The sequence below is a fragment of the Streptomyces sp. NPDC088147 genome, from assembly GCF_044741565.1.
Classification (GTDB): domain Bacteria; phylum Actinomycetota; class Actinomycetes; order Streptomycetales; family Streptomycetaceae; genus Streptomyces.
Genome location: NZ_JBIUSY010000001.1, coordinates 785,084 through 805,840 on the forward strand (window position 1 = coordinate 785,084; position 20,757 = coordinate 805,840).

Sequence of the window (20,757 nt, forward strand, 5' to 3'; positions counted from 1 at the left end):
GGTGTGGACGACGCCGGTCAGCGGCAGTTCGTCCGGGATGCCGGCGAGTACGGCGGCGAGCGCGTCGCGGTCGGCGGCGTCGCAGGCGACGATCTCGACGCGCGCGCCCAGCTCCTCCAGCTCGGCGCGGAGTTCGGCGGCGCCGGGGGCGTCCGGGCCCCGCCGGGAGGTGAGGACGAGGTTCTCGGCGCCGGAGCGGGCCAGCCAGCGGCCGACCTCGGCGCCGAGGCCACCGGTGCCGCCCGTGACCAGTACGGTGCCGCGGGCGGTGAACTCCTCCGCGGCGGGCAGCGCGTCGACGGTGTACCGGACGAGCCTGCGGCCGAGGACGCCGGAGGCGCGCAGCGCGACCTGGTCCTCGCCGTCGGGGGCGTCCTTCGTGGCGAGCACGCCCGCGAGCCGCTGCGCGGCCGGCTGGTCGAGCGTGCCGGGCAGGTCGATCAGTCCGCCCCAGAGCCGCGGGTACTCCAGGGCCGCGGTCCTGCCGAGGCCCCAGGCGGCGGCCTGGACGGGGCGGGTGACCGGGTCGGCGGGGCCGGTGGACACGGCGCCCCGGGTGGCCGTCCACAGGCGTCCCCGGGATCCGGTGTCGTCGAGTGCCTGGACGAGCGCGAGCGTCAGGGCGAGGCCGTGGGTGAGCGGTGCGTGACCGTCGCTCGGGCGCTCGTCGAGAGGGAGCAGGGAGAGTACGTGGGCGGTGCTGTCGAAACCGTCGGTGGACGCGGCGGCTTGGAGCCGCGCGGCCAGCACCTGCCGGTCGGCGCACGAGGGGTCGAGGACGAGGCGGCGTACCCGCGCGCCGTGGGCGCTGAGCGCGCCCGTCAGCCGCTCGGCGAGGTCGTCGCCGTCCCCGGCGGGCGCGGCTTCGGCGTCGGTATTGGTGTCGGTGTTGGTGCCGGTGCCGGTGTCGCTCGTGACGAGCAGCCAGGTGCCGTCCAGGACCGGGGCGGCCGGCTTGCCGAGCCCGGTCCATTCGACGCGGTAGCGCAGCGAGTCCAGCAGGGTCTTCTCCCGCGTGCCGCGGCGCCAGGAGGTCAGCGCGGGCAGCAGGGAGCCGAGGGAGTCGTGTTCCTGTTCGCCCAGACCGAGGAGGGCGGCCAGCTCGTCGGCGTCGCCGCGCTCCACGGCCGCCCACAGCCGCTGGTCCCCCGGGTCGGTGCTCGCCGTGGCGGCGGCCGTGGGCAGCTCGGGCCAGTAGAACGTGTGCTGGAAGGCGTAGGTGGGCAGATCGACGCGGCGGGCGCCGCCCGCGAAGTAGGCCGCCCAGTCGACCGTGCCGCCCTGTACCTGGAGCCGCGCCAGCGCGGTGGTGACGGCCGTCTCCTCGCCGCGGTCGGCGCGGCAGAGCGGGACGAGTCCGGCGTCGCCGGTGTCGCCCAGGGTGTCCTGGACCATGGCGGAGAGCGGTGCGTCGGGGCCCAGTTCCACGAAGGTGGTCGTGCCGGCGTCGCGCAGGGTGCGCACGCAGTCGGCGAAGCGGACCGCTTCGCGGACGTGCGCGACCCAGTACTCAGCCGAGCACATCGCCTCGTCGGTGGCGAGGGCGCCGGTCAGGTTGGAGACCAGCGGGATCCGCGGCGCGTGGTAGGTGAGTCCTTCGGCGACGGTGCGGAACGCGTCGAGCATCCCGGCCATGCGCGGCGAGTGGAAGGCATGGCTCACCCGCAGCCGCTTGGTCTTGCGCCCGCGCGCGTCGAACGCGGCGGCGATCTCCAGGACCGCGTCCTCGTCGCCGGAGACGACGACCGAGCCCGGCCCGTTGACCGCGGCGATCGAGACGGTGTCCTCGCGGCCGGCGAGCAGCGGGGTGACCTCGTCCTCGGCCGCCTGTACCGCGGCCATCGCGCCGCCGGCGGGCAGCGCCTGCATCAGCCGGCCGCGGGCCGCGACCAGCGCGCAGGCGTCCGCGAGCGACAGCACGCCCGCGACATGGGCCGCCGCGAGTTCACCGATCGAGTGGCCGGCCACGAAGTCCGGGGTGACGCCCCAGGACCGTACGAGACGGAACAGCGCGACCTCGAAGGCGAACAGCGCGGGCTGGGTCCAGCCGGTCTCGTCCAGCAGCGCGGCCTCGGCCGTGCCTTCGCCGGCGAACAGCACCTCGCGCAGGGGCAGGTCGAGCAGGGGGTCCAGCTCGGCGAGCACGGCGTCCAGCGCCTCGGCGAACGCCGGGAACCGCTCGTACAGTGCGCGGCCCATGGCGGGCCGCTGGCTGCCCTGGCCGGTGAAGAGCAGGGCGGTCCTGCCCCGCCGTGCCGCCTCGCCCTCGATCAGTCCGGCGTCGGGGCGGTCGGTGGCGAGCGCGGTGAGGGACCGCAGCAGCGCGGTACGGTCCCCCGCCACGACGGCGGCGCGCTGTTCGAACCGGGTACGGGTGGTGGCGAGCGAGAACGCCGCGTCCACCAGGTCGAGTCCGGGCCGCGCCTGTACGTAGGAGAGCAGCCGGGCGGCCTGGCCGCGCAGGGCGTCCCGGGTCCGGCCCGAGATCAGCCAGGGCACGGCTCCGGGCTCGCGGCGCGGGGCGGTGCGCGCGGGGGCCGCAGTGCGCGGGGCCTGCTCGACGATGGTGTGGACGTTGGTGCCGCTGATACCGAACGAGGAGACGCCGGCCCGGCGCGGGCGGCCGGTCTCGGGCCAGGGGGTCTGCTCGGTGAGCAGCTCCACCGCGCCCTCGGACCAGTCCACATGCGAGGACGGGGCGTCGACGTGCAGCGTCCGGGGCAGCACCCCGTGCCGCATCGCCATGATCATCTTGATCACACCGGCGACACCGGCGGCGGCCTGCGTGTGACCGATGTTCGACTTCACGGAGCCGAGCAGCAGCGGGCGCTCCGGGTCGCGGTCCCGGCCGTACGCGGCGAGCAGGGCCTGCGCCTCGATCGGGTCGCCGAGCGTCGTGCCCGTACCGTGCGCCTCCACCACATCGACGTCGTCGGCCGACAGTCCGCCGCTCGCCAGTGCCTGGCGGATCACGCGCTGCTGCGACGGGCCGTTGGGGGCGGTCAGACCGTTCGACGCTCCGTCCTGGTTGACGGCCGAGCCCCGGACCACGGCGAGGATCTCGTGGCCGTTGCGCCGCGCGTCCGAGAGGCGTTCCAGGACCAGCATGCCGACGCCCTCGGACCAGCCGACGCCGTCCGCCGAGTCGGAGAACGCCTTGCAGCGGCCGTCGGGCGACAGGCCGCGCTGGCGGGCGAAGTCCACGAACACCGACGGGGTCGACATCACCGTCACACCGCCGGCCAGGGCCAGCGAGCATTCGCCGCTGCGCAGCGCCTGCATGGCCCAGTGCATCGCGACGAGCGACGACGAGCAGGCGGTGTCCACCGTCACCGCGGGGCCCTCCAGGCCCAGCGTGTAGGAGACCCGGCCGGAGGCCAGGCTCGCCGAGCTGCCGCCGCCCCGGAAGCCCTCGAACTCCGGGCTCGCCAGCACCGCGCCGTAGTCGCTGTACATCACCCCGGCGAACACCCCGGTCGCGCTGCCGCGCAGCGTCGTCGGGTCCATGCCCGCCCGCTCCACGGCCTCCCAGGAGGCTTCGAGCAGCAGCCGCTGCTGCGAGTCGGTGGCGAGCGCCTCGCGGGGGCTCATTCCGAAGAACGCCGGGTCGAACTCGCCCGCCTCGTGCAGGAATCCGCCCGAGCGGGTATACGCCGTACCGGCGTGGTCCGGGTCCGGGTGGTAGAGCGACTCGATGTCCCAGCCGCGGTTGGTGGGGAAGCCGGAGATGGCGTCCGCGCCCTCGGTGACCAGCCGCCACAGATCCTCCGGCGAGGCGACCCCGCCCGGATAGCGGCAGCTCATCCCGACGACCACGATGGGGTCGTCGGCCACCGCGGCGGTCCGCGTGGCGGCCGGCACGGCCACCGCCGCGTCGGAGCCCAGCAGTTCATCGAGGAGGTGGGCGGCCAGGGCGCGCACGGTCGGGTAGTCGAAGACCAGGGTGGCGGGCAGCCGCAGTCCGGTGACGGTGCCGAGCCGGTTGCGCAGTTCCACCGCCGTCAGCGAGTCGAAGCCCAGCTCACGGAAGGCGCGCCCGGCGTCGATGTCCGCGCCGCTGGCGTGTCCCAGGACGAGGGCGACCTGTCCGCGTACGAGATCGAGCAGCAGCTCGGCGCGCCCGGTCGCCTCCAGCCTGGTCAGCCGCTGGACGAGGCCGCCGGCCGTACCCGCCCCCGCGACGGACGACGCGCGGCGTACGCGGATGCGGATCAACGACCGCAGCAGCGGCGGTACGTCACCCTGGGCGCGGAGCACCGGCAGATCCAGGCGTACGGGTACGACGGCCGCCTCGCCGGTGGTCAGCGCCGCGTCGAACAGCGCCACGCCCTGCTCGACGGGGAGCGCGGGCACCCCGGAGCGTGCGTGCCGTTCCGCCTCGGCCTCCGCCAGGGAGCCCGTCATACCGCCGGTACGCTCCCAGGGACCCCAGGCGAGGGACACGCCCGGCAGGCCCTCGGACCCGCGGCGCTCCATCAGCGCGTCCAGGAAGGCGTTCCCGGCCGCGTAGTTGCCCTGTCCCGCGCTGCCGATGACTCCGGCGACCGAGGAGAAGACCACGAACGCGGCCAGGTCCTGACCACGGGTCAGTTCGTGCAGGTTCCAGGCCGCGTCCGCCTTGGGACGCAGGACCGTGTCCAGCCGTTCCGGAGTGAGCGAACCGAGCAGTCCGTCGTCCAGCACACCCGCCGTATGGATCACGGCGGAGACGGTGTGGCGGGCCAGCAGCCCGGCCAGCGCGTCGCGGTCGGCGGCGTCGCACGCCTCGACCGTGACCTCGGCGCCCAGCTCCGTCAGCTCGTCCTTCAGCGCTCCTGCGCCCTCGGCGTCCGGGCCCCGGCGGCTCACCAGCAGCAGCCGGCGCGCGCCGTGCTCCGTCACCAGATGCCGCGCCATGACCGCGCCCAGACCGCCCGTACCCCCGGTGATCAGCACGCTGCCTTCGGTGTCCCAGACCGGCCCGGCCCCGATCTCGCCGAGCGCCCTGCGCACCAGCCGTCCGGCCCTGATCTCGCCGTCCCGCACGATCAGTTGCGGCTCGTCCGTGTCCAGCGCCCCGAGCGGGAGCGCGACGGGCGCCGCCGGGTCCAGGTCGACCAGTCCGAAGCTGCCGGGGTTCTCCGACTGCGCGGAGCGCACCAGTCCCCACACCGCGGCCGACGCCGGATCGGCGCCGCCCACCGCGCCGCGCGTCACGAACACCAGCCGTGATCCGGCGAACCGCTCCTCCGCGAGCCAGGCCCGCGCCGACGCCAGGACCTCGGCGGTCAGCGCGTGGGCGGAGCGCGCCGCGTCCGCGTCGGCCGTACCGCCGACGGTCATGAGCACGACCGCCGGCACCGGCTCCTCGCCCGCCGCCAGATCCGCCAGATCCGGATGGACCGCGGCCGTTTCGGCCAGGGCCTCGGTCCCGGCGAGTCCGAACGCGTCGGCGCCCACCAGGGCAACGGATCCGGGGGCGTTCGCGCCCTGCCGTACGGGGACCCAGTCCAGGCCGAACAGCGCGTCGCGGGCGGCCGTGGCGGCGCCGCCCAACTGCCGCTCGGCGACCGCGCGCAGCACCAGCGACTCGACGGAGGCGACCGGTTCGCCCGAGGTGTCGGCGACGGTGATCGAGACCGCGTCCTCGGCGGCCGGGGAGAGCCGTACGCGCAGCGCGGAGGCGCCGGTCGCGTGCAGCGACACGCCCTCCCAGGAGAAGGGCAGTCCGCCGCGGCTGTCCGCGCCGAGGTCGACGAAGGACGCCGCGTGCAGCGCCGCGTCCAGCAGCGCGGGGTGCAGACCGAACGCGTCGGCGTCGGCCGCGCCGCCCTCGGGCAGCACGATCTCGGCGTACACGTCGTCGTCGCGCCGCCAGGCGGCCCGCAGGCCCTGGAAGACCGGGCCGTAGGCGAAGCCGTCGTCGGCCAGCCGGTCGTAGACGCCCTCGACGGCGACGGGCTCGGCCCCGGCGGGGGGCCACACCGCGGCGTCGAACCCGGCGCCCCGCTCCCCGGCCCGCTCGTCGACGGCCAGCGCGCCGGTGGCGTGCCGTGTCCAGGCCGTCTCGTCGCTTCCCTCGGGGCGCGAGTAGACGTTGACGGTGCGGCGGCCGGAGTCGTCGGGGTTGCCGATCCACAGCTGGACCTGGATACCGCCCCGCTCCGGGAGGATCAGCGGCGCGGCCAGGGTCAGTTCCTCGACCAGGTCGCAGCCGACCTCGTCGCCCGCGCGGAGGGCGAGTTCGAGGAAGGCGGTGCCGGGCAGCAGTGGGGTGCCGCGCACCGCGTGGTCGGCGAGCCAGGGGTGGGACTGGAGCGAGAGCCGGCCGGTGAGGAGCACGCCCTCGGAGTCGGCGAGGGAGACGGCGGCGGAGAGCAGCGGGTGGTGGGCCGCGCCGAGCCCGGCGGCCCGCAGGTCGGCCGACTGGTTCTGGGCGCCTCCCCTGGGCCAGTACCTGCGGCGCTGGAAGGCGTAGGTCGGCAGGTCGTGACGGTGCGCGCCGGTGCCCGCGAAGTACTCCGCCCAGCGGACGGTGACACCGCGTACGTACAGTCCGGCCAGCGCGGTGGTGAGGGTGTCGGTCTCGGGGCGGCCGGCCCGCAGCGCGGGCAGCGCGGCGTGGCCCCCGGTGTCCGTCGCGTCGAGGCAGTCCTCGGCCATCGCGGACAGGACGCTGTCGGGGCCGAGTTCGAGGAACGTGGTGACGCCGTGGCCGGCGAGCCAGCCGACGCCGTCGGCGAACCGTACGGCCCGGCGGACATGGTCCACCCAGTAGTCGGCGGAGGTGACCTGCGCGACCGTGGCGGGCTCACCGGTGAGGTTGGAGACGAACGGCAGCAGCGGGGCCTGGAGCGACAGACCGGCCACCACGGCACGGAACTCGTCGAGCATGGGCTCCATGAGCGGCGAGTGGAAGGCGTGCGAGACCGTCAGCCGCTTGGTCTTGCGCCCCTCGTCCGCCAGACGGGCGGCGATCGCGGCGACCGCGCTCTCCTCACCGGCGAGGACGAGCGCGGAGGGCCCGTTGACGGCGGCGACCGACACCGTGTCCTCGTGGCCGGCCAGCAGCGGGGCGACTTCGTCCTCGGTGGCCTGTACGGCGATCATCGCGCCGCCCTCGGGCAGCGCCTGCATCAGCCGGCCGCGGGCGGCGACGAGGGCGGCGGCGTCGGTCAGCGACAGCACTCCGGCGACATGGGCGGCGGTGATCTCGCCGATCGAGTGGCCGGTCAGATAGTCGGGCTTGACGCCCCAGGACTCGACCAGGCGGTACAGCGCGACCTCGACGGCGAACAGCGCGGGCTGCGCGTACTCGGTGCGGTGCAGCGCGTCGGGGTCCTCGCCCCAGAGCACGTCACGCAGCGGCCGGCCGAGCAGCGGGCCGAACGCGGCGAAGGCGGCGTCCAGCGCCTGGGCGAACACCGGGAACCTGGCGTGGAGTTCCCGTCCCGCGCCGAGACGCTGAGAGCCCTGGCCGGTGAAGAGGAACGCCAGCTTCCCCTCACCCTGGACGGCGCCCTGGACGGCTCCCCGCACCTGGCCGGCCGTCTCCTCGTCCCCGGCCAGCGCCGTCAGCGCGGCGAGCGCGCCGTCGCGGTCGGCGGCCATGAGCACGGCACGGTGCTCGAAACCGGCGCGGGTGGTGGCCAGGGAGTAGGCGGTGTCGAGTACGGTCGCGGCCGGGTCGGCCTCCAGCGCGGCCAGCAGCCCGGCGGCCTGGGCGCGCAGCGCCTCACGGGTCCGTCCGGAGACCAGCAGCGGTACGGTGCCCGGCTCGACGCGGGCGCCGTCCGAGGGGGCGTCCGCCGCGTCGGTGCCGCCTTCGGGCTCGGGCGCGGCCGGGGCCTGCTCGATGATGGTGTGCGCGTTGGTGCCGCTGATGCCGAACGAGGAGACGCCCGCGCGCCGGGGCGCGCCGGTCCCGGGCCAGGGGGCGTTCCGGTCGAGGATGCGGACCGCGCCGCGCGACCAGTCGACATGGGACGAGGGCTCGTCGGCCAGCAGGGTCCGCGGCAGCACCCCATGGCGCATCGCCATGACCATCTTGATGACACCGGCGACACCGGCGGCGGCCTGGGTGTGGCTGATGTTCGATTTGACGGAGCCCAGCAGCAGCGGCCGGTTCTCGTCGCGGCCCTGGCCGTAGGTGGCGAGCAGGGCCTGGGCCTCGACCGGGTCACCGAGCGTGGTGCCGGTGCCGTGCGCCTCGACGGCGTCGATCTCGGCGGCGGAGAGCCGGGAGTTGATCAGGGCCTGCTGGATGACTTCCTGCTGGGAGGGGCCGTTGGGGGCCGTCAGTCCGTTCGACGCGCCGTCCTGGTTGACGGCGGTGCCGCGCACCACGGCGAGGATCTCGTGGCCGTTGCGGCGGGCGTCGGAGAGCCGTTCCAGGACGAGGATGCCGACGCCCTCGGCCCAGCCGGTGCCGTCGGCGGTGTCTCCGAAGGAACGGCAGCGGCCGTCGGCGGAGAGGCCGCCCTGACGGCCCATCTCGATGAAGGTGCCGGGGCTCGACATGACGGTGACGCCGCCGGCCAGCGCGAGGGCGCACTCCCCGGTGCGCAGTGCCTGGGTGGCGAGATGGACGGCCACGAGCGAGGAGGAGCAGGCGGTGTCCACGGTGACGGCGGGGCCGACCGTGCCGAAGGTGTAGGAGATGCGTCCGGACAGGACGCTGCCGGTGTTGCCGGTGAGCTGGAACCCCTCGGCGCCGTCGGCGGGGCCGACCCGGTAGTCCTGGGCCATCGCGCCCATGAAGACGCCGGTCTGGCTGCCCTTGACCGAGGTCGGGTCGATGCCCGCGCGTTCGAACGCCTCCCAGGCGGACTCCAGCGCGACGCGCTGCTGCGGGTCCATCGCGACGGCCTCGCGCGGCGAGATGCCGAAGAAGTCGGCGTCGAAGTCGGGGGCGTCGTGCAGGAATCCGCCGGACGAGGTGCTGGACGAGGCGAGCGCCTCGGCGTCCCAGCCACGGTCGGCGGGGAACGCCGTGATGCCGTTCCCACCGGCCTCGACCAGCCGCCAGAGGTCTTCCGGGCTGCGGACACCACCGGGGTAGCGGCAGGTCATTCCGATGATGGCGATCGGCTCCTGGGCAGCCGTCTCCAGTTCGTTGACCCGCTGCCGCGTCCGTCGGAGATCGGCGGTCGCAAGCTTGAGGTAGTCCCGGAGCTTCTGTTCGTTGTCCATCTCAACTCAACCCATCTCGACAGCCGACGGCCGAACATGAATCACGCGGGGCATCTCGCGTTCGCCGTGCAATGCGATAAAGAGAAAGCCACATGGCTTCGCAGCCGTTCCGCGGGAAGCCATGTGGCGAGTGTCGTACGGACCGCTACGGGAATTCCCTAGTCCTCCGCGGCCTTCGTTCCGCTACCAGTTGGAGGCCAGCAGAAGGTCCCCGTATTCGTGTTCCCTGGAGACCTGATTCAGGTCGGCGTCGACCATCATGTGCATCAGTTCGGGGAAGTCGACGCTGGGCTTCCAGCCCAGCTTGGTACGGGCGTGCTCGCTGTCCGCGCAGAGGACCTCCACCTCGGCGGGGCGGACCAGCTCGGGGTCGATGACGACGTAGTCCTGCCAGTCCAGGCCCACGTGTTCGAAGGCGATGCGCACCGCGTCCCGTACCGAGTGCATGGTGCCGCTGCCCACCACGTAGTCGTCCGGCTCGTCGGGCTGGAGCATGAGGTGCATGGCGCGCACATAGTCGCCGGCGAAGCCCCAGTCACGTACCGCGTCGAGGTTTCCGAGATGCAGCTTGTCCTGGAGTCCGAGCTTGATCCGGGCGACGGCGAGAGAGATCTTCCGGGTCACGAACTCCGAGCCGCGGCGCGGGGATTCGTGGTTGAAGAGCATCCCGGACACGGCGTACATCCCGAAGGACTCACGGTAGTTGCGGGTGATGAAGTGCCCGTACGCCTTGGCGGCGCCGTAGGGGCTGCGCGGGTGGAACAGCGTCGTCTCACGCTGCGGAGTCTCGGCGGCCTTGCCGAACATCTCCGAGGACGACGCCTGGTAGAAGCGGATCTGGCCGTCTCCCGCGGTGCGCGAGCTGTTCAGGCCGCTCACCATCCGGATGGCCTCCAGGACGCGGAGCACGCCCATGCCGTTGACCTCGGTGACGAGTTCGGCCTGCTGCCAGGACATCGGCACGAACGAGATCGCGCCGAGGTTGTACACCTCGTCCGGCTGCACGGTGTCGACGGCGGAGACCAGACTGCCCTGGTCCATCAGGTCGCCGTCCACGAACGAGAGTTCGGAGACGAGTCGGCTGACCCGGGACTTTCGCGGGTTGGCCTGTCCTCGGATCAATCCCCAAACCTGGTAGCCCTGTGACAGGAGATGCTCGGCCAGATAGGAACCGTCCTGCCCGGTAATTCCGGTGATCAGCGCACGCTTGGTCATACCAACCCCTTCTCGACCACGGAGAGACCGCCCAAACGCAGAGCTCGGTCGACGACCTTGCATCGAATACGCTTCTGTCCGGACGATAGACATCGGCACGCTCGCAAGCCTCCGACCACGGTGTCAAGAAATCCCGTGCTTACTAGGGAATTCCCGAGTCGGAGGGGAGCGGGGAAGGCGCGGAGAGGCGGAACACTAGTAATTTTCGGGACCGCGATGCGGTGCACTGTGTGCGTCGGCGTTCGGGCCGGCTCTGTCAACCGGAGCGTCTTTCCGTGCTGTTCGGACTTCTGCGTACCCATGTGCGCCCGTACCGGCGAGCCGCCGCCCTGCTGGTCCTCCTGCAACTGATCCAGATCCTCGGCACGCTGCTGCTGCCGACGCTCGGCGCCGCCCTGATCGACAACGGAGTCGTCGCGCGGGACAGCGGCTACATCTCGCGGCTCGGGGCGGTCATGGTCGCCCTGGCTCTGGTCCAGGTGGCCGCGGCGACCGGCGCGGTGTCCCTGGCCTCCCGTACGGCGATGGCGATGGGACGCGACATCCGCGCCGTCGTCTTCCGCCGGGTGCTCGACTTCTCCGCACGTGAGGTGGGCCGCTTCGGTACGCCGTCGCTGCTGACCCGGACGGTCAACGATGTGCAGCAGGTGCAGACGCTGACGCAGTCGGGCTTCGGCATCGTGGTGGCCGCGCCCCTGATGTGTCTGGGGAGCGTCGTGCTGGCGCTTCAGCAGGACGTACCGCTGGCGCTGATCCTGGTGGTCCTCGTGGTCGTCGTCGCCGTCGCGTTCGGGCTGCTGCTCGTGCGGATGGGCGCGTTCTACGAGCGGATGCAGACGTATCTCGACCGGCTCGGCCGGCTGCTGCGCGAGCAGATCACCGGCGTACGCGTGGTGCGTTCCTTCGTACGCGACGGCTACGAGCGCGAGCGGTTCGCCCGGACGAGCACGGAGCTGTTCGAGGTCTCGCGCCGGGTCGGCCGGCTCATCGCGTCGATGCTGCCCCTGGTGCTGCTGCTCATGAACGGGTTCATGGTCGCCGTCCTCTGGGCCGGTGCCTACCGGATCGACAGCGGGGCGATGCGGATCGGCGCGCTCAGCGCCTTCCTCAGCTATCTCTCGCTGATCCTCATGTCGGTCGTGATGGTCGCGTTCGTGTTCCTGTCGGTGCCGCGCGCGAAGGTCTCCGCCGGGCGTATCCAGGAGATCCTGGCCACGCCGACGAGTGTCACCCCGCCGTCCGAGCCGGTGGGGGCCGCGCCGGACGCCGTCGGCCGGCTGGAGCTGCGCGGGGCGGAGTTCCGCTATCCGGGCGCCGAGAAGCCGGTGCTCCAGGGGATCGACCTGACCGCGGGCCCCGGGGAGAGCGTGGCGATCCTCGGCTCCACCGGCAGCGGCAAGACGACACTGCTCAACCTCGTCCTGCGGCTGTTCGACGCCACCGAGGGTTCGGTACGGGTCAACGGCGTCGACGTACGGCGGCTGGACCCGGACGTCCTGAGCGGGGCCGTGGGCTTCGTACCGCAGAAGCCGTATCTGTTCTCCGGAACCGTCGCGACCAACCTCCGTTTCGGGAACCCGGACGCCACCGACGACGAGCTGTGGCACGCCCTGCGGATCGCCCAGGCCGACGAGTTCGTCGCGCGCATGCCCGACGGGCTGGACGCCGAGATCTCCCAGGGCGGCACGAACGTCTCGGGCGGCCAGCGCCAGCGGCTCGCCATCGCGCGCACCCTGCTGCGCCGCCCCGCCGTCTATCTCTTCGACGACTGCTTCTCCGCGCTCGACTACGCCACGGACGCCGCGCTGCGCACCGCGATGGCGCCGGAGATCGCGGGGTCGACCGTGATCACCGTCGCGCAGCGGGTCGCCACCGTGCGGTACGCCGACCGCATCGTCGTCCTCGACGGCGGACGCGTCGTCGCCACCGGCACCCATGACGAACTCCTGCACGACAGCGCCACCTACCGCGAGATCGCCCTCTCCCAGCTCACCGAGGAGGAGACCGTCCATGGTCTCGTCGGCCGGCCCCGGCCCCACTGAAACCCGGGGGCCCGGTCGCCGGCTCCTCGGACTGCTCCGGCCGCACCGCCCGCGGATCGCCGTCGCCCTTCTGGTGGGCATCGGCGGGATCACGCTCAACGCGTTCGGCCCGCTGCTGCTCGGCAGGGCCACGGACCTGATCGTGGACGGTCTGGGCGCCCCGGCGCCGGGGGGCACCACCGGCGGTGTCGACTTCGGCGCGGTCGGGCGGGTGCTGCTGCTCCTGCTCGTGCTGTATGTCGCGGCCTCGCTGTTCATGCTGGCGCAGGGCCGGCTGGTCGCGTCCGTCGTCCAGCGGGTGGTCTTCGATCTGCGGGAGCGGGCGGAGGAGAAGCTCGGACGGCTGCCGCTGCGCTACTTCGACCGCAATCCGGCGGGCGAGGTGCTGAGCCGTACGACCAACGATGTCGACAACCTCCAGCAGACCCTCCAGCAGACCCTCGCCGAGCTGATCACCTCGGTCTTCTCCATCATCACCATGCTCGTCCTGATGCTGGTGATCTCGCCGTCCCTGGCGCTGATCATGCTGGCGAGCGTGCCGGTGTCGGGGGTGCTCGCCGCGTGGATAAGCAAGCGCGCCCAGCCCCGGTTCGCCGAACAGTGGGCCGCCACCGGTTCGATGAACGCACAGGTCGAGGAGGTCTATACCGGCCACTCGCTGATCAAGGGCTTCGGCAGGCGCGAGCAGGCCGAGCGGCGGTTCGACGCGCACAACGACGCGTTGTTCCGGGCGGGCGCCAGGGCCCAGTTCGCCTCGGGCACCATCGAACCCGCCATGATGTTCATCGCCAACCTCGGCTATGTGGTGGTGGCGGTGGTGGGCGCGTGGAAGGTCGTGAGCGGCGCGCTGACGCTCGGCGACGTCCAGGCGTTCATCCTGTACTCCCGGCAGTTCAGCCAGCCGATCGTGCAGGTCGCCAGTGTGGCCGGCCGCCTCCAGTCCGGGATCGCCTCCGCCGCACGGGTCTTCACCCTGCTCGACGCGGAGGAACAGGGGCCCGACCCGGTCCGCCCGGTCCGGCCCGAACGGGTCACGGGGCGGGTGGAGTTCGACCGGGTGAGCTTCCGCTACTCCCCCGAGACACCGCTCATCGAGGATCTCTCCCTGACCGTGGCACCCGGCAGCACGGTCGCGATCGTCGGCCCGACCGGGGCGGGCAAGACCACACTGGGCAATCTCCTCATGCGCTTCTACGAGGTGGACGAGGGCCGGATCCTGCTCGACGGCACGGACATCGCGACGATGACCCGCGACGATCTGCGTGCGCAGTTCGGCCTGGTGCTCCAGGACACCTGGCTGTTCGGCGGCACGATCGCCGAGAACATCGCGTACGGCCACGCCGGCGCCGGTCGTGAGGAGATCGTCGCCGCGGCGCGCGCCACCTGCGCGGACCGCTTCATCCGTACGCTGCCCGACGGCTACGACACCGTGCTGGACGACGAGTCGGCCGGTGTGAGCGCGGGCGAGAAGCAGCTGATCACGGTCGCCAGGGCCTTTCTCGCCCGGCCCGCCGTGCTGGTGCTCGACGAGGCGACGAGTTCCGTCGACACCCGGACGGAAGTACTGATCCAGCGCGCGATGAACACCCTGCGCGCGGGCAGGACCAGCTTCGTCATCGCGCACCGGCTGTCCACCATCCGCGACGCCGATGTGATCGTCGTCATGGAGTCGGGGCGGATCGTGGAGCGCGGTACGCACGACGAACTGATCCGTGAGCAGGGCGCATACGCGCGGCTGCACGCCGCCCGCTCCCCTGGCTCCCCCCGGCCGGCCGCCGACGACGAGCGGCTGGTTACCGGTGGCTGACGCACCGCCGCCCGCTTCCGCGTAACCTCGAAGGGTCAGCGCACCCGGTCCGACCACCGGCGTTCGAGCCCGACCGATAAGGACGGTATTGTGCCCGACGGAAAACTCCTGGCCGTCAGCGATCTGCATGTCGTGTACGACGAGAACCGCGCGCTGGTCGAGGAACTGCGCCCGGCCTCGGACGACGACTGGCTGATCGTCGCGGGGGATGTCGCCGAGAAGTACGCCGATATCGAGTGGGCGCTACGGCTGCTCAGCGAGCGGTTCGCCAAGGTGATCTGGGCTCCGGGCAATCACGAGCTGTGGACCCATCCGCAGGACCCCTGCGATCTGCGGGGCGAGAAGCGCTATCTCCATCTGGTGGAGCTGTGCCGGGGCCTGGGCATCGCCACCCCGGAGGACCCCTATCCCGTCTGGCGGGGCGCCGGCGGGCCGGTGGCGATCGCTCCGCTGTTCGTGCTCTACGACTACTCGTTCCGGGCGCCGGGCGCCACCACCACGGAGGAGTCGCTGCGGCTGGCCCATGAGGCGGGCGTGGTCTGCTCCGACGAGTACTTCCTGCACGCCGACCCGTTCGCGGGCCGGGACGCCTGGTGCTGGTCGCGGGTCGAGGAGACCGAGCGCCGGCTGTCGGCCGTCGATCCGTCCCTGCGTACGGTGCTGATCAATCACTTCCCGCTGGTCCGTGACCCCACCCGCATTCTGTACTACCCGGAGTTCGCGCAGTGGTGCGGTACGGAACTGACCGCCGACTGGCATGTGCGCTTCCGTGCCGCCGCCGTGGTCTACGGCCATCTGCACATCCCCCGGGTCACCTGGCACGACGGGGTGCGCTTCGAGGAGGTCTCCATCGGCTATCCGCGCGAGTGGCGCAAACGCCCGCCCCGGGAGCCGTTGCGCCAGATCCTGCCCGAGCCGGCCGGACAGGCCGCCCGGTGATCGGGGAGGTGCTGCCCGCCGCGGTCGTCTGCGAGGCGGCCTACGACGACGGGCACGAGCCGGGCGAAGAGCTGTTCCCGCAGGAGAAGGCGCTGGTGGCGAACGCGGTCTCCAAACGGCAGCGGGAGTTCACCACCGTACGGTTCCTGGCCAGGCGCGCGATGCGCCGTCTCGGTCAGCGGCCCGTACCGCTGCTGCCCAACCGGCGCGGGGCGCCGCAGTGGCCGGACGGCATCGTCGGGAGCATGACGCACTGCGACGGCTACCGCGCGGCGGTCGTGGCCAGGTCCGAGGAGACGGCGGCGCTCGGCATCGACGCGGAGCCCGACGCGCCACTGCCCGAGGGGGTGCTGGACGTCATCGCGCTGCCGCCCGAGCGGACGCGGATCGCGTCGCTGACCGCGCGTCACCCCGGGGTCAGCTATGACCGGTTGATTTTCAGCGCCAAGGAAAGCGTTTTCAAGGTGTGGTATCCGCTCACCGGACGCGAACTCGACTTCTCCGAGGCGGAAATCGACATCGATCCGGTTGAACGGACCTTTCAGGCAAGGCTTCTGGTACCGGGCCCCATCGTGAATGGCCGTCATATCGGTGAATTCCAGGGCCGTTGGATCGCGGAACGCGGCCTGGTGGCCACCGCGATCCATCTGGCGTCTGAATCGTCATCAGTTTTTCATTGAATCCATCGTCAATCATCCCCGTGAGCTGCTATCCAAGTGGGGTCCTTGTCCCCCCACTCCTGGAGAAGCATCTCCATGCGTTCAACGAAGGCACTGTTCGCCGCACTTCTGGCGATCGTCGCAGCGGTCACGATCTCACCCTCCGCCCACGCGGCCGACGGCAAGTACGTGGCGCTGGGCGACTCGTACGCGGTCGCTCCCGGCACCCGTACCTACGACGACCCCAACGACGCGTGCCGCCGGGGCCCGCTGACCTACCCGCGGCTGTGGGCGGCTCAGCACAGCTCGGTGGCATTCGTCGAGGCGTCGTGTTCTGGTGCGACCACGACCGATGTGATCAATTCCCAGATACCGCAGCTCACGGCGGACACCACCCTGGTGACGTTGCAGGTCGGCGGCAATGACGTCGGCTTCGTCGATGTACTGACGAACTGCATCCTCACCATCGACGACCGGGACTGCGTCAACGGGGTCGAGCTGGCCAAGCAGGCGGCGCAGTCGGTCCTGTCCCCCGCGCTCACGCAGACCTACGGGGCGGTGCGCGCCGCCGCGCCCAACGCGAGAGTCATCGTCGTCGGATATCCCCGGCTCTACACCATCGGGGGTTCCTGCGGCGTGCTCGGCCTGAGCGACACCGAGCGTGCCGCGATGAACTCCGCCGCCGACACTCTCGCGTCGGTCATGTCCAGCCGTGCGGCGGCCGCCGGTTTCGAATTCCTCGACGCGCGACCGGCATTCGACCCGCACACGCTCTGCTCGTCCGGTTCCCCCTGGGTCACCAGTCTGGAATGGGACAAGATCAACGAGTCCTACCACCCGAACGCCGCGGGCCACCGCGATGGTTATCTGGCCGCTCTGAACGCCCTCACCGGCTGACGGAGCGACCGGCCGACCGGCCGACGGATCACATAAGTGGGGGCGTTCCGCTTCATTCGGCGGAACGCCCCCACTGCCGTTTCCTTTTTCAGCGCGGCGCATCGGCCAATTCGCCGACGTCCTCATTTCCTTCGCTCACCAGCATCTGGGAGGACGCGAGTTCGCGGTAGAGGACATCGGCCTCGACCAGCTCCGCGTGGGTTCCCGCGGCGCGCACCAGACCGTGTTCGAGGACCACGATCTGGTCGGCGCCGGTCACGGTGGACAGCCGGTGCGCGATCAGGATCACGGTGCAGCGCCTGGCCGCCTGGTCCACCGCGTCCCGCAGTGCCCGTTCATTGCTCGCGTCGAGCTGGGCGGTGGCCTCGTCGAGGAGAAGCACCTCCGGCCGGCGCAGCAGGGCCCGCGCGATGGCCAGCCGCTGCCGCTCGCCGCCCGACAGGGTGACGCCGCGGTTGCCGACCTCGGTGCGCAGTCCGTCGGGCAGCCGGTCGATCAGGGTGTCGAGCCGGGTGAGCCGCAGGACCTCCGCGATGTCCTCGTCCGAGGCGCCGGTCGCCGCGTACCGCAGGTTGTCCCCGATGGTGCCGGCCATCACCGGCGACTCCTGCTCCACGTAGGCGATGCGCCGGCGCACCTCCGACCGGGGCAGGGTGGCGATGTCGACGCCGTCGATCAGGATCTGTCCCGCGGCCGGGTCGTGGAAGCGCTGGAGCAGGGCGAACATCGTGGTCTTGCCCGCGCCGGAGAGCCCGACCAGCGCGGTCTGGGTGCCGCCGGGGACGGTGTACGAGATACCGCGCAGGGCGGGTGCGCGGCCGGGGTAGGAGAACCGTACGTCCCGGAACTCGACCGGGGGCGCGCCGGGCGCGGCCACGGCGGCGAGCGGTTCGCGCGGGTCGCGGAGGTCGTCCACATCGTCTTCGACGGGCATGTGCTTGACCTGCTCGATACGGCCGACGGCCCCGAGCCCCTGTTGCAGCATGCTCAGCCCGGCGACCAGCGAGCCGACGGGGCTGGCCAGATAGAACACGTACAGCAGGAAGGCGATCAGCGCGGAGGCTTCGAGGCTGCCGGAGGCGACCAGCGCCCCGCCCACGCCGAGCACCGCGAGGAACGCCGCCTGGATGGACACCCCGGAGAGGACCTTCACCAGCGCGACGTAGCGCGCGCCGGCCAGTCCCGCGCGGTAGGCGCCCTCGATGGCCTCTCCCGCGCGTTCGGTCTCCCGGCCCTCGGCGCCGTTGGCCTTCACGGTCCTGGCGGCGCCGAGCGTACGGTCGAGCGCGGCGCCCACCGCGCCGACCGATTCCTGGGCGCGGGCGACCGCCTCCCGGATCCGGGGCAGCACGAGCACCATCATCAGGGCGACGGCGATCAGGACGGCGGCGGTCACCCCGAGGAGTCCCAGATGCACGACGCCCATCAGGACCACCGCGCCGAGGATGCTGAGCACTCCGTTGGAGACCATCACCAGCCCTTCGGTGGCGGCGTTCTGGACGAGGGCGCTGTCGGAGGTGACGCGGGAGATGAGGTCGCCGGGTGGACGGCGGTCCAGTTCGGGTACGCGCAGCCGTATCAGCCGGAACACCAGGTCGCGGCGGATCTGCCGGACGACCCGTTCCGAGGTGCGCTGCTGCCACCAGGACTGGAGTCCGGTGAGTCCGGCGCCCAGGACGACGAGCGCGGCCAGCAGGAGCACGGGCCCCAGCACCCCGCGTCCGTCGCTCAGTCCGTCCAGTACGTGCTGGGCCACGAGCGGCTGGACGAGTCCGGCCGCGCTGGCGGCCAGCACGAGGAGCAGGGTGGCGAGCAGCACCGTCCGGTGCGGGCGGGCGTAGCGCAGCAGTACGCGCAGCGGGGGCGTGGCGGGCGGCTCGGGGGGCTGATCCTGCGCGGGTGGCCGCGGGGTCTCAGCCGGCGCGGGAGGGGCGGAAGCCGTTGTCATGGGTGGTCCCGGGTTCGCTGGTCGGGAGGGGGGTTCCCGGTGGGGGGTGAATGGTGCTCGCCGGTGCGGAGCGGGGTGTTCAGTGGGTCGCGGGGACGGGCGCGGTCGCGCGCCGCGCCGCGATCCGCTCCAGGTGGTCGGCGGCGGTGACCTGGCCGCCCGCCGCGCGGAAGGACCGGCCGATCGCCTCGGCCGCCGCGCGGTGGCCGCCCGCGCTGTCCAGTACGGTTTCGACGGCCGTGGCCAGCCGGGCGGCGTTCACCCGGTTGAAGCGGACCCGTACCCCCGCGCCCGCGTCGACCACCTGTTGGGCGACGATGGGCTGGTCGTCGCGGATGGGGGCGAGTACGAGCGGCAGTCCGTGCCAGAGCGACTCGCACACGGTGTTGTGTCCGGCGTGGCAGACGACGGCGTCGGCCCGTGCCAGCAGGTCGAGTTGGGGGACGTGGGCGCGTACGAGCACCCCCGGCGGCACCGCGGAGAGCGTATGGCCGGGGTCGACGACGACGCCCTGGACCGCGTCCCCGAGCCCGTCGAGCGCGGTGACCGCCTCCGCCAGGAACCGGCCGCCCGCGTCCGCGTTGGCCGTGCCGAGCGAGACGAGCACGGTGGGACGTCCGGGATCCAGCTCTTCCCAGGGGAAGTCGGAGTGGTCGGCGCGAGGGGCGATGGCCGGTCCGACCAGATGCGTCCGCTCCCAGGGCAGCGGTGCGTCGCCGAGCAGTTCGCGTCCGGTGAAGGCGATGACACCGTACGGGGAGAACCGCGGGTCGGCCGTGCCCGCCGGGTCGCCGATCCGGGTGCGCAGCGCGCCCAGCAGGTCACCGAGCCAGGCGGCCACCTTGGGCATCGCCGCCAGTGGGTCGATGAGTTCGGCGGAGGTGGTCGCGGATGTGACGTAGGGGATGCCCTTGCGCTCGGCGACGAGCGCGCCCGCCACGGCGTGCTGGTCACCGAGGACGACGTCGGGCCGGAAGGCGTCGATGGCGGCCTCGATGGCCGGCGCCATCATGTCGGCCAGCGGAACGAAGAACTCCGCCCACAGGAACCGGAAGGCGGCGGGCCCGGTCAGCTCCGGCGGCCTGGACAGCCCCTGGGCGGGCATGGCGCAGTCGAAGACCGTGGCGTCCGCGCCCGCGAGCCGGCGGATCTGCTCGGCCCGGCCCGCCCACGCCACCTGGTGCCCCCGCCCGGCGAGTTCACCGGCCACGCCGACCAGCGGGTTGACATGCCCGACGAGCGGCGGGACGACGAGCAGGAAGCGGGTCACCGCACCGCCCCGGCGAGTGTGTGATCCCGTATCCACTCCAGGATCAGGTCCCGGGTCTCCTCGGTCCGCTCCACGAGTACGGAGTGCCCCTGCTCGGCGAGGACCACGGTGCGGCAGGACGCCAGCTTGGCCTCCAGGGAGTCCACTTGGGCGCTCAGCCCGGACTCGTCGCCGAAGATGGCCAGGACCGGGCAGCCGAGCGCGGAGAGATCGTCGTCGATGACGTGGCCCGCCGGGATGTCCTCGGCAAGGGTGGTGACGCGCAGGATACGGCTCGCGCCCCGGGAGAGCCGGGCGGTGTGCGCGCCGTGATGGGCGGAGATCCAGCCGATGACATCCTCGCGGGCGAGCTGGCGCTTGGCGTCCGCGAGTCCGTCGGCCATGTGCCGGGTCCACTCCGCGACCGGGGGTTCGGACTCGATCATGGTGACCGTGGCGACCCGGTCGGGGTGCCACGCGGCGAGACCGGCGGCCACCGTACCGCCGAAGGAGTTGCCGACGACATGCACCCGGCGGGTCTCGCCCAGCGCGTCGAGCAGCCCGGCGAGGTCGCCGACGAAGGACTCCAGGCGGTAGCCGGTGGCCGGCCGGTCGCTGCGGCCGTGGCCGCGCAGGTCGTACATGATCACGTCGAAGCCCGCGGCGGCGAAGGCCGGGCCGAGGGTGAAGTAGTAGCTGGCCAGGCTGTCGGTGAGCAGCCCGTGCACGAAGACGACGACGTCCGGTTCACTCCCGTCGGCGGGCCGGGTGGCGGCGGGCAGCCGCTGCACATGCGTGGTGATCTCGCCGGTACGTATCTTGGTCATCGG

Annotated in this window: 10 protein-coding genes (1 of these 10 running past the window's edge); 5 read left to right on the forward strand and 5 right to left on the reverse strand. The window is 72.3% G+C overall.

Features of this window, described 5'->3' with window-relative positions:
- Window positions 1-9,171, reverse strand: the start of a protein-coding gene (locus tag ACIOGX_RS02700) for a type I polyketide synthase (RefSeq protein ID WP_401909681.1). The gene continues 19,479 nt to the left of window position 1, outside the view; only the first 9,171 of its 28,650 coding nucleotides appear in the window; the start codon lies at window positions 9,169-9,171; its stop codon lies off the left edge, out of view.
- A 183-nt stretch (window positions 9,172-9,354) separates the two neighbouring features.
- The gene (locus ACIOGX_RS02705; protein ID WP_129767501.1) at window positions 9,355-10,386 is read right to left on the reverse strand and encodes a GDP-mannose 4,6-dehydratase; all 1,032 of its coding nucleotides are present in this window, start codon (window positions 10,384-10,386) and stop codon (window positions 9,355-9,357) included.
- Window positions 10,387-10,661: 275 nt separating this feature from the next.
- Between ACIOGX_RS02705 and ACIOGX_RS02710 the strand changes: the two genes are divergently transcribed.
- The 5 genes from ACIOGX_RS02710 (at window position 10,662) to ACIOGX_RS02730 (ending at window position 16,730) form a co-directional block, all read left to right on the forward strand.
- Entirely contained in the window at window positions 10,662-12,428 is a 1,767-nt protein-coding gene (locus ACIOGX_RS02710; RefSeq protein ID WP_401759196.1) for an ABC transporter ATP-binding protein, read from the forward strand.
- Window positions 12,397-14,235 (forward strand): ABC transporter ATP-binding protein, encoded by a 1,839-nt coding sequence (locus ACIOGX_RS02715; protein WP_401909685.1) that lies wholly within the window; start codon window positions 12,397-12,399, stop codon window positions 14,233-14,235. Before ACIOGX_RS02710 ends, ACIOGX_RS02715 begins: the two co-directional genes overlap by 32 nt.
- Window positions 14,236-14,325: 90 nt before the next feature.
- Entirely contained in the window at window positions 14,326-15,174 is an 849-nt protein-coding gene (locus ACIOGX_RS02720; RefSeq protein WP_129767504.1) for a metallophosphoesterase, read from the forward strand.
- A complete protein-coding gene (locus tag ACIOGX_RS02725; RefSeq protein WP_401759203.1) occupies window positions 15,171-15,854 on the forward strand; it encodes a 4'-phosphopantetheinyl transferase in 684 nt (227 codons plus the stop codon). Before ACIOGX_RS02720 ends, ACIOGX_RS02725 begins: the two co-directional genes overlap by 4 nt.
- Before the next feature lie 75 nt (window positions 15,855-15,929).
- Window positions 15,930-16,730, forward strand: coding sequence for an SGNH/GDSL hydrolase family protein (locus ACIOGX_RS02730; RefSeq protein ID WP_356509692.1), 801 nt, complete (start codon window positions 15,930-15,932; stop codon window positions 16,728-16,730).
- Window positions 16,731-16,818: 88 nt separating this feature from the next.
- On the opposite strand, the gene ACIOGX_RS02735 is transcribed toward ACIOGX_RS02730, so the two are convergent.
- The 3 genes from ACIOGX_RS02735 to ACIOGX_RS02745 all read right to left on the reverse strand — a co-directional run bounded on the left by ACIOGX_RS02735 (window position 16,819) and on the right by ACIOGX_RS02745 (window position 20,754).
- Window positions 16,819-18,678 (reverse strand): ABC transporter ATP-binding protein, encoded by a 1,860-nt coding sequence (locus ACIOGX_RS02735; RefSeq protein ID WP_401909689.1) that lies wholly within the window; start codon window positions 18,676-18,678, stop codon window positions 16,819-16,821.
- A 79-nt stretch (window positions 18,679-18,757) separates the two neighbouring features.
- Entirely contained in the window at window positions 18,758-19,948 is a 1,191-nt protein-coding gene (locus ACIOGX_RS02740) for a glycosyltransferase (protein WP_401909692.1), read from the reverse strand.
- Window positions 19,945-20,754: an alpha/beta hydrolase gene (locus tag ACIOGX_RS02745; protein ID WP_356509686.1), complete on the reverse strand. Its 810-nt coding sequence runs from the start codon at window positions 20,752-20,754 to the stop codon at window positions 19,945-19,947. The genes ACIOGX_RS02740 and ACIOGX_RS02745 overlap by 4 nt, the downstream gene beginning before the upstream one ends.
- Between the last annotated feature and the right edge of the window lie 3 nt (window positions 20,755-20,757).

Bases quoted from the DNA above. Each gene is read 5' to 3' on its own strand.
- ACIOGX_RS02705 (WP_129767501.1), bottom strand. From the start codon at position 10,386: ATGACCAAGCGTGCGCTGATCACCGGAATTACCGGGCAGGACGGTTCC.
- ACIOGX_RS02715 (WP_401909685.1), top strand. From the start codon at position 12,397: ATGGTCTCGTCGGCCGGCCCCGGCCCCACTGAAACCCGGGGGCCCGGT.
- ACIOGX_RS02730 (WP_356509692.1), top strand. From the start codon at position 15,930: ATGCGTTCAACGAAGGCACTGTTCGCCGCACTTCTGGCGATCGTCGCA.
- ACIOGX_RS02735 (WP_401909689.1), bottom strand. From the start codon at position 18,678: ATGACAACGGCTTCCGCCCCTCCCGCGCCGGCTGAGACCCCGCGGCCA.
- ACIOGX_RS02745 (WP_356509686.1), bottom strand. From the start codon at position 20,754: ATGACCAAGATACGTACCGGCGAGATCACCACGCATGTGCAGCGGCTG.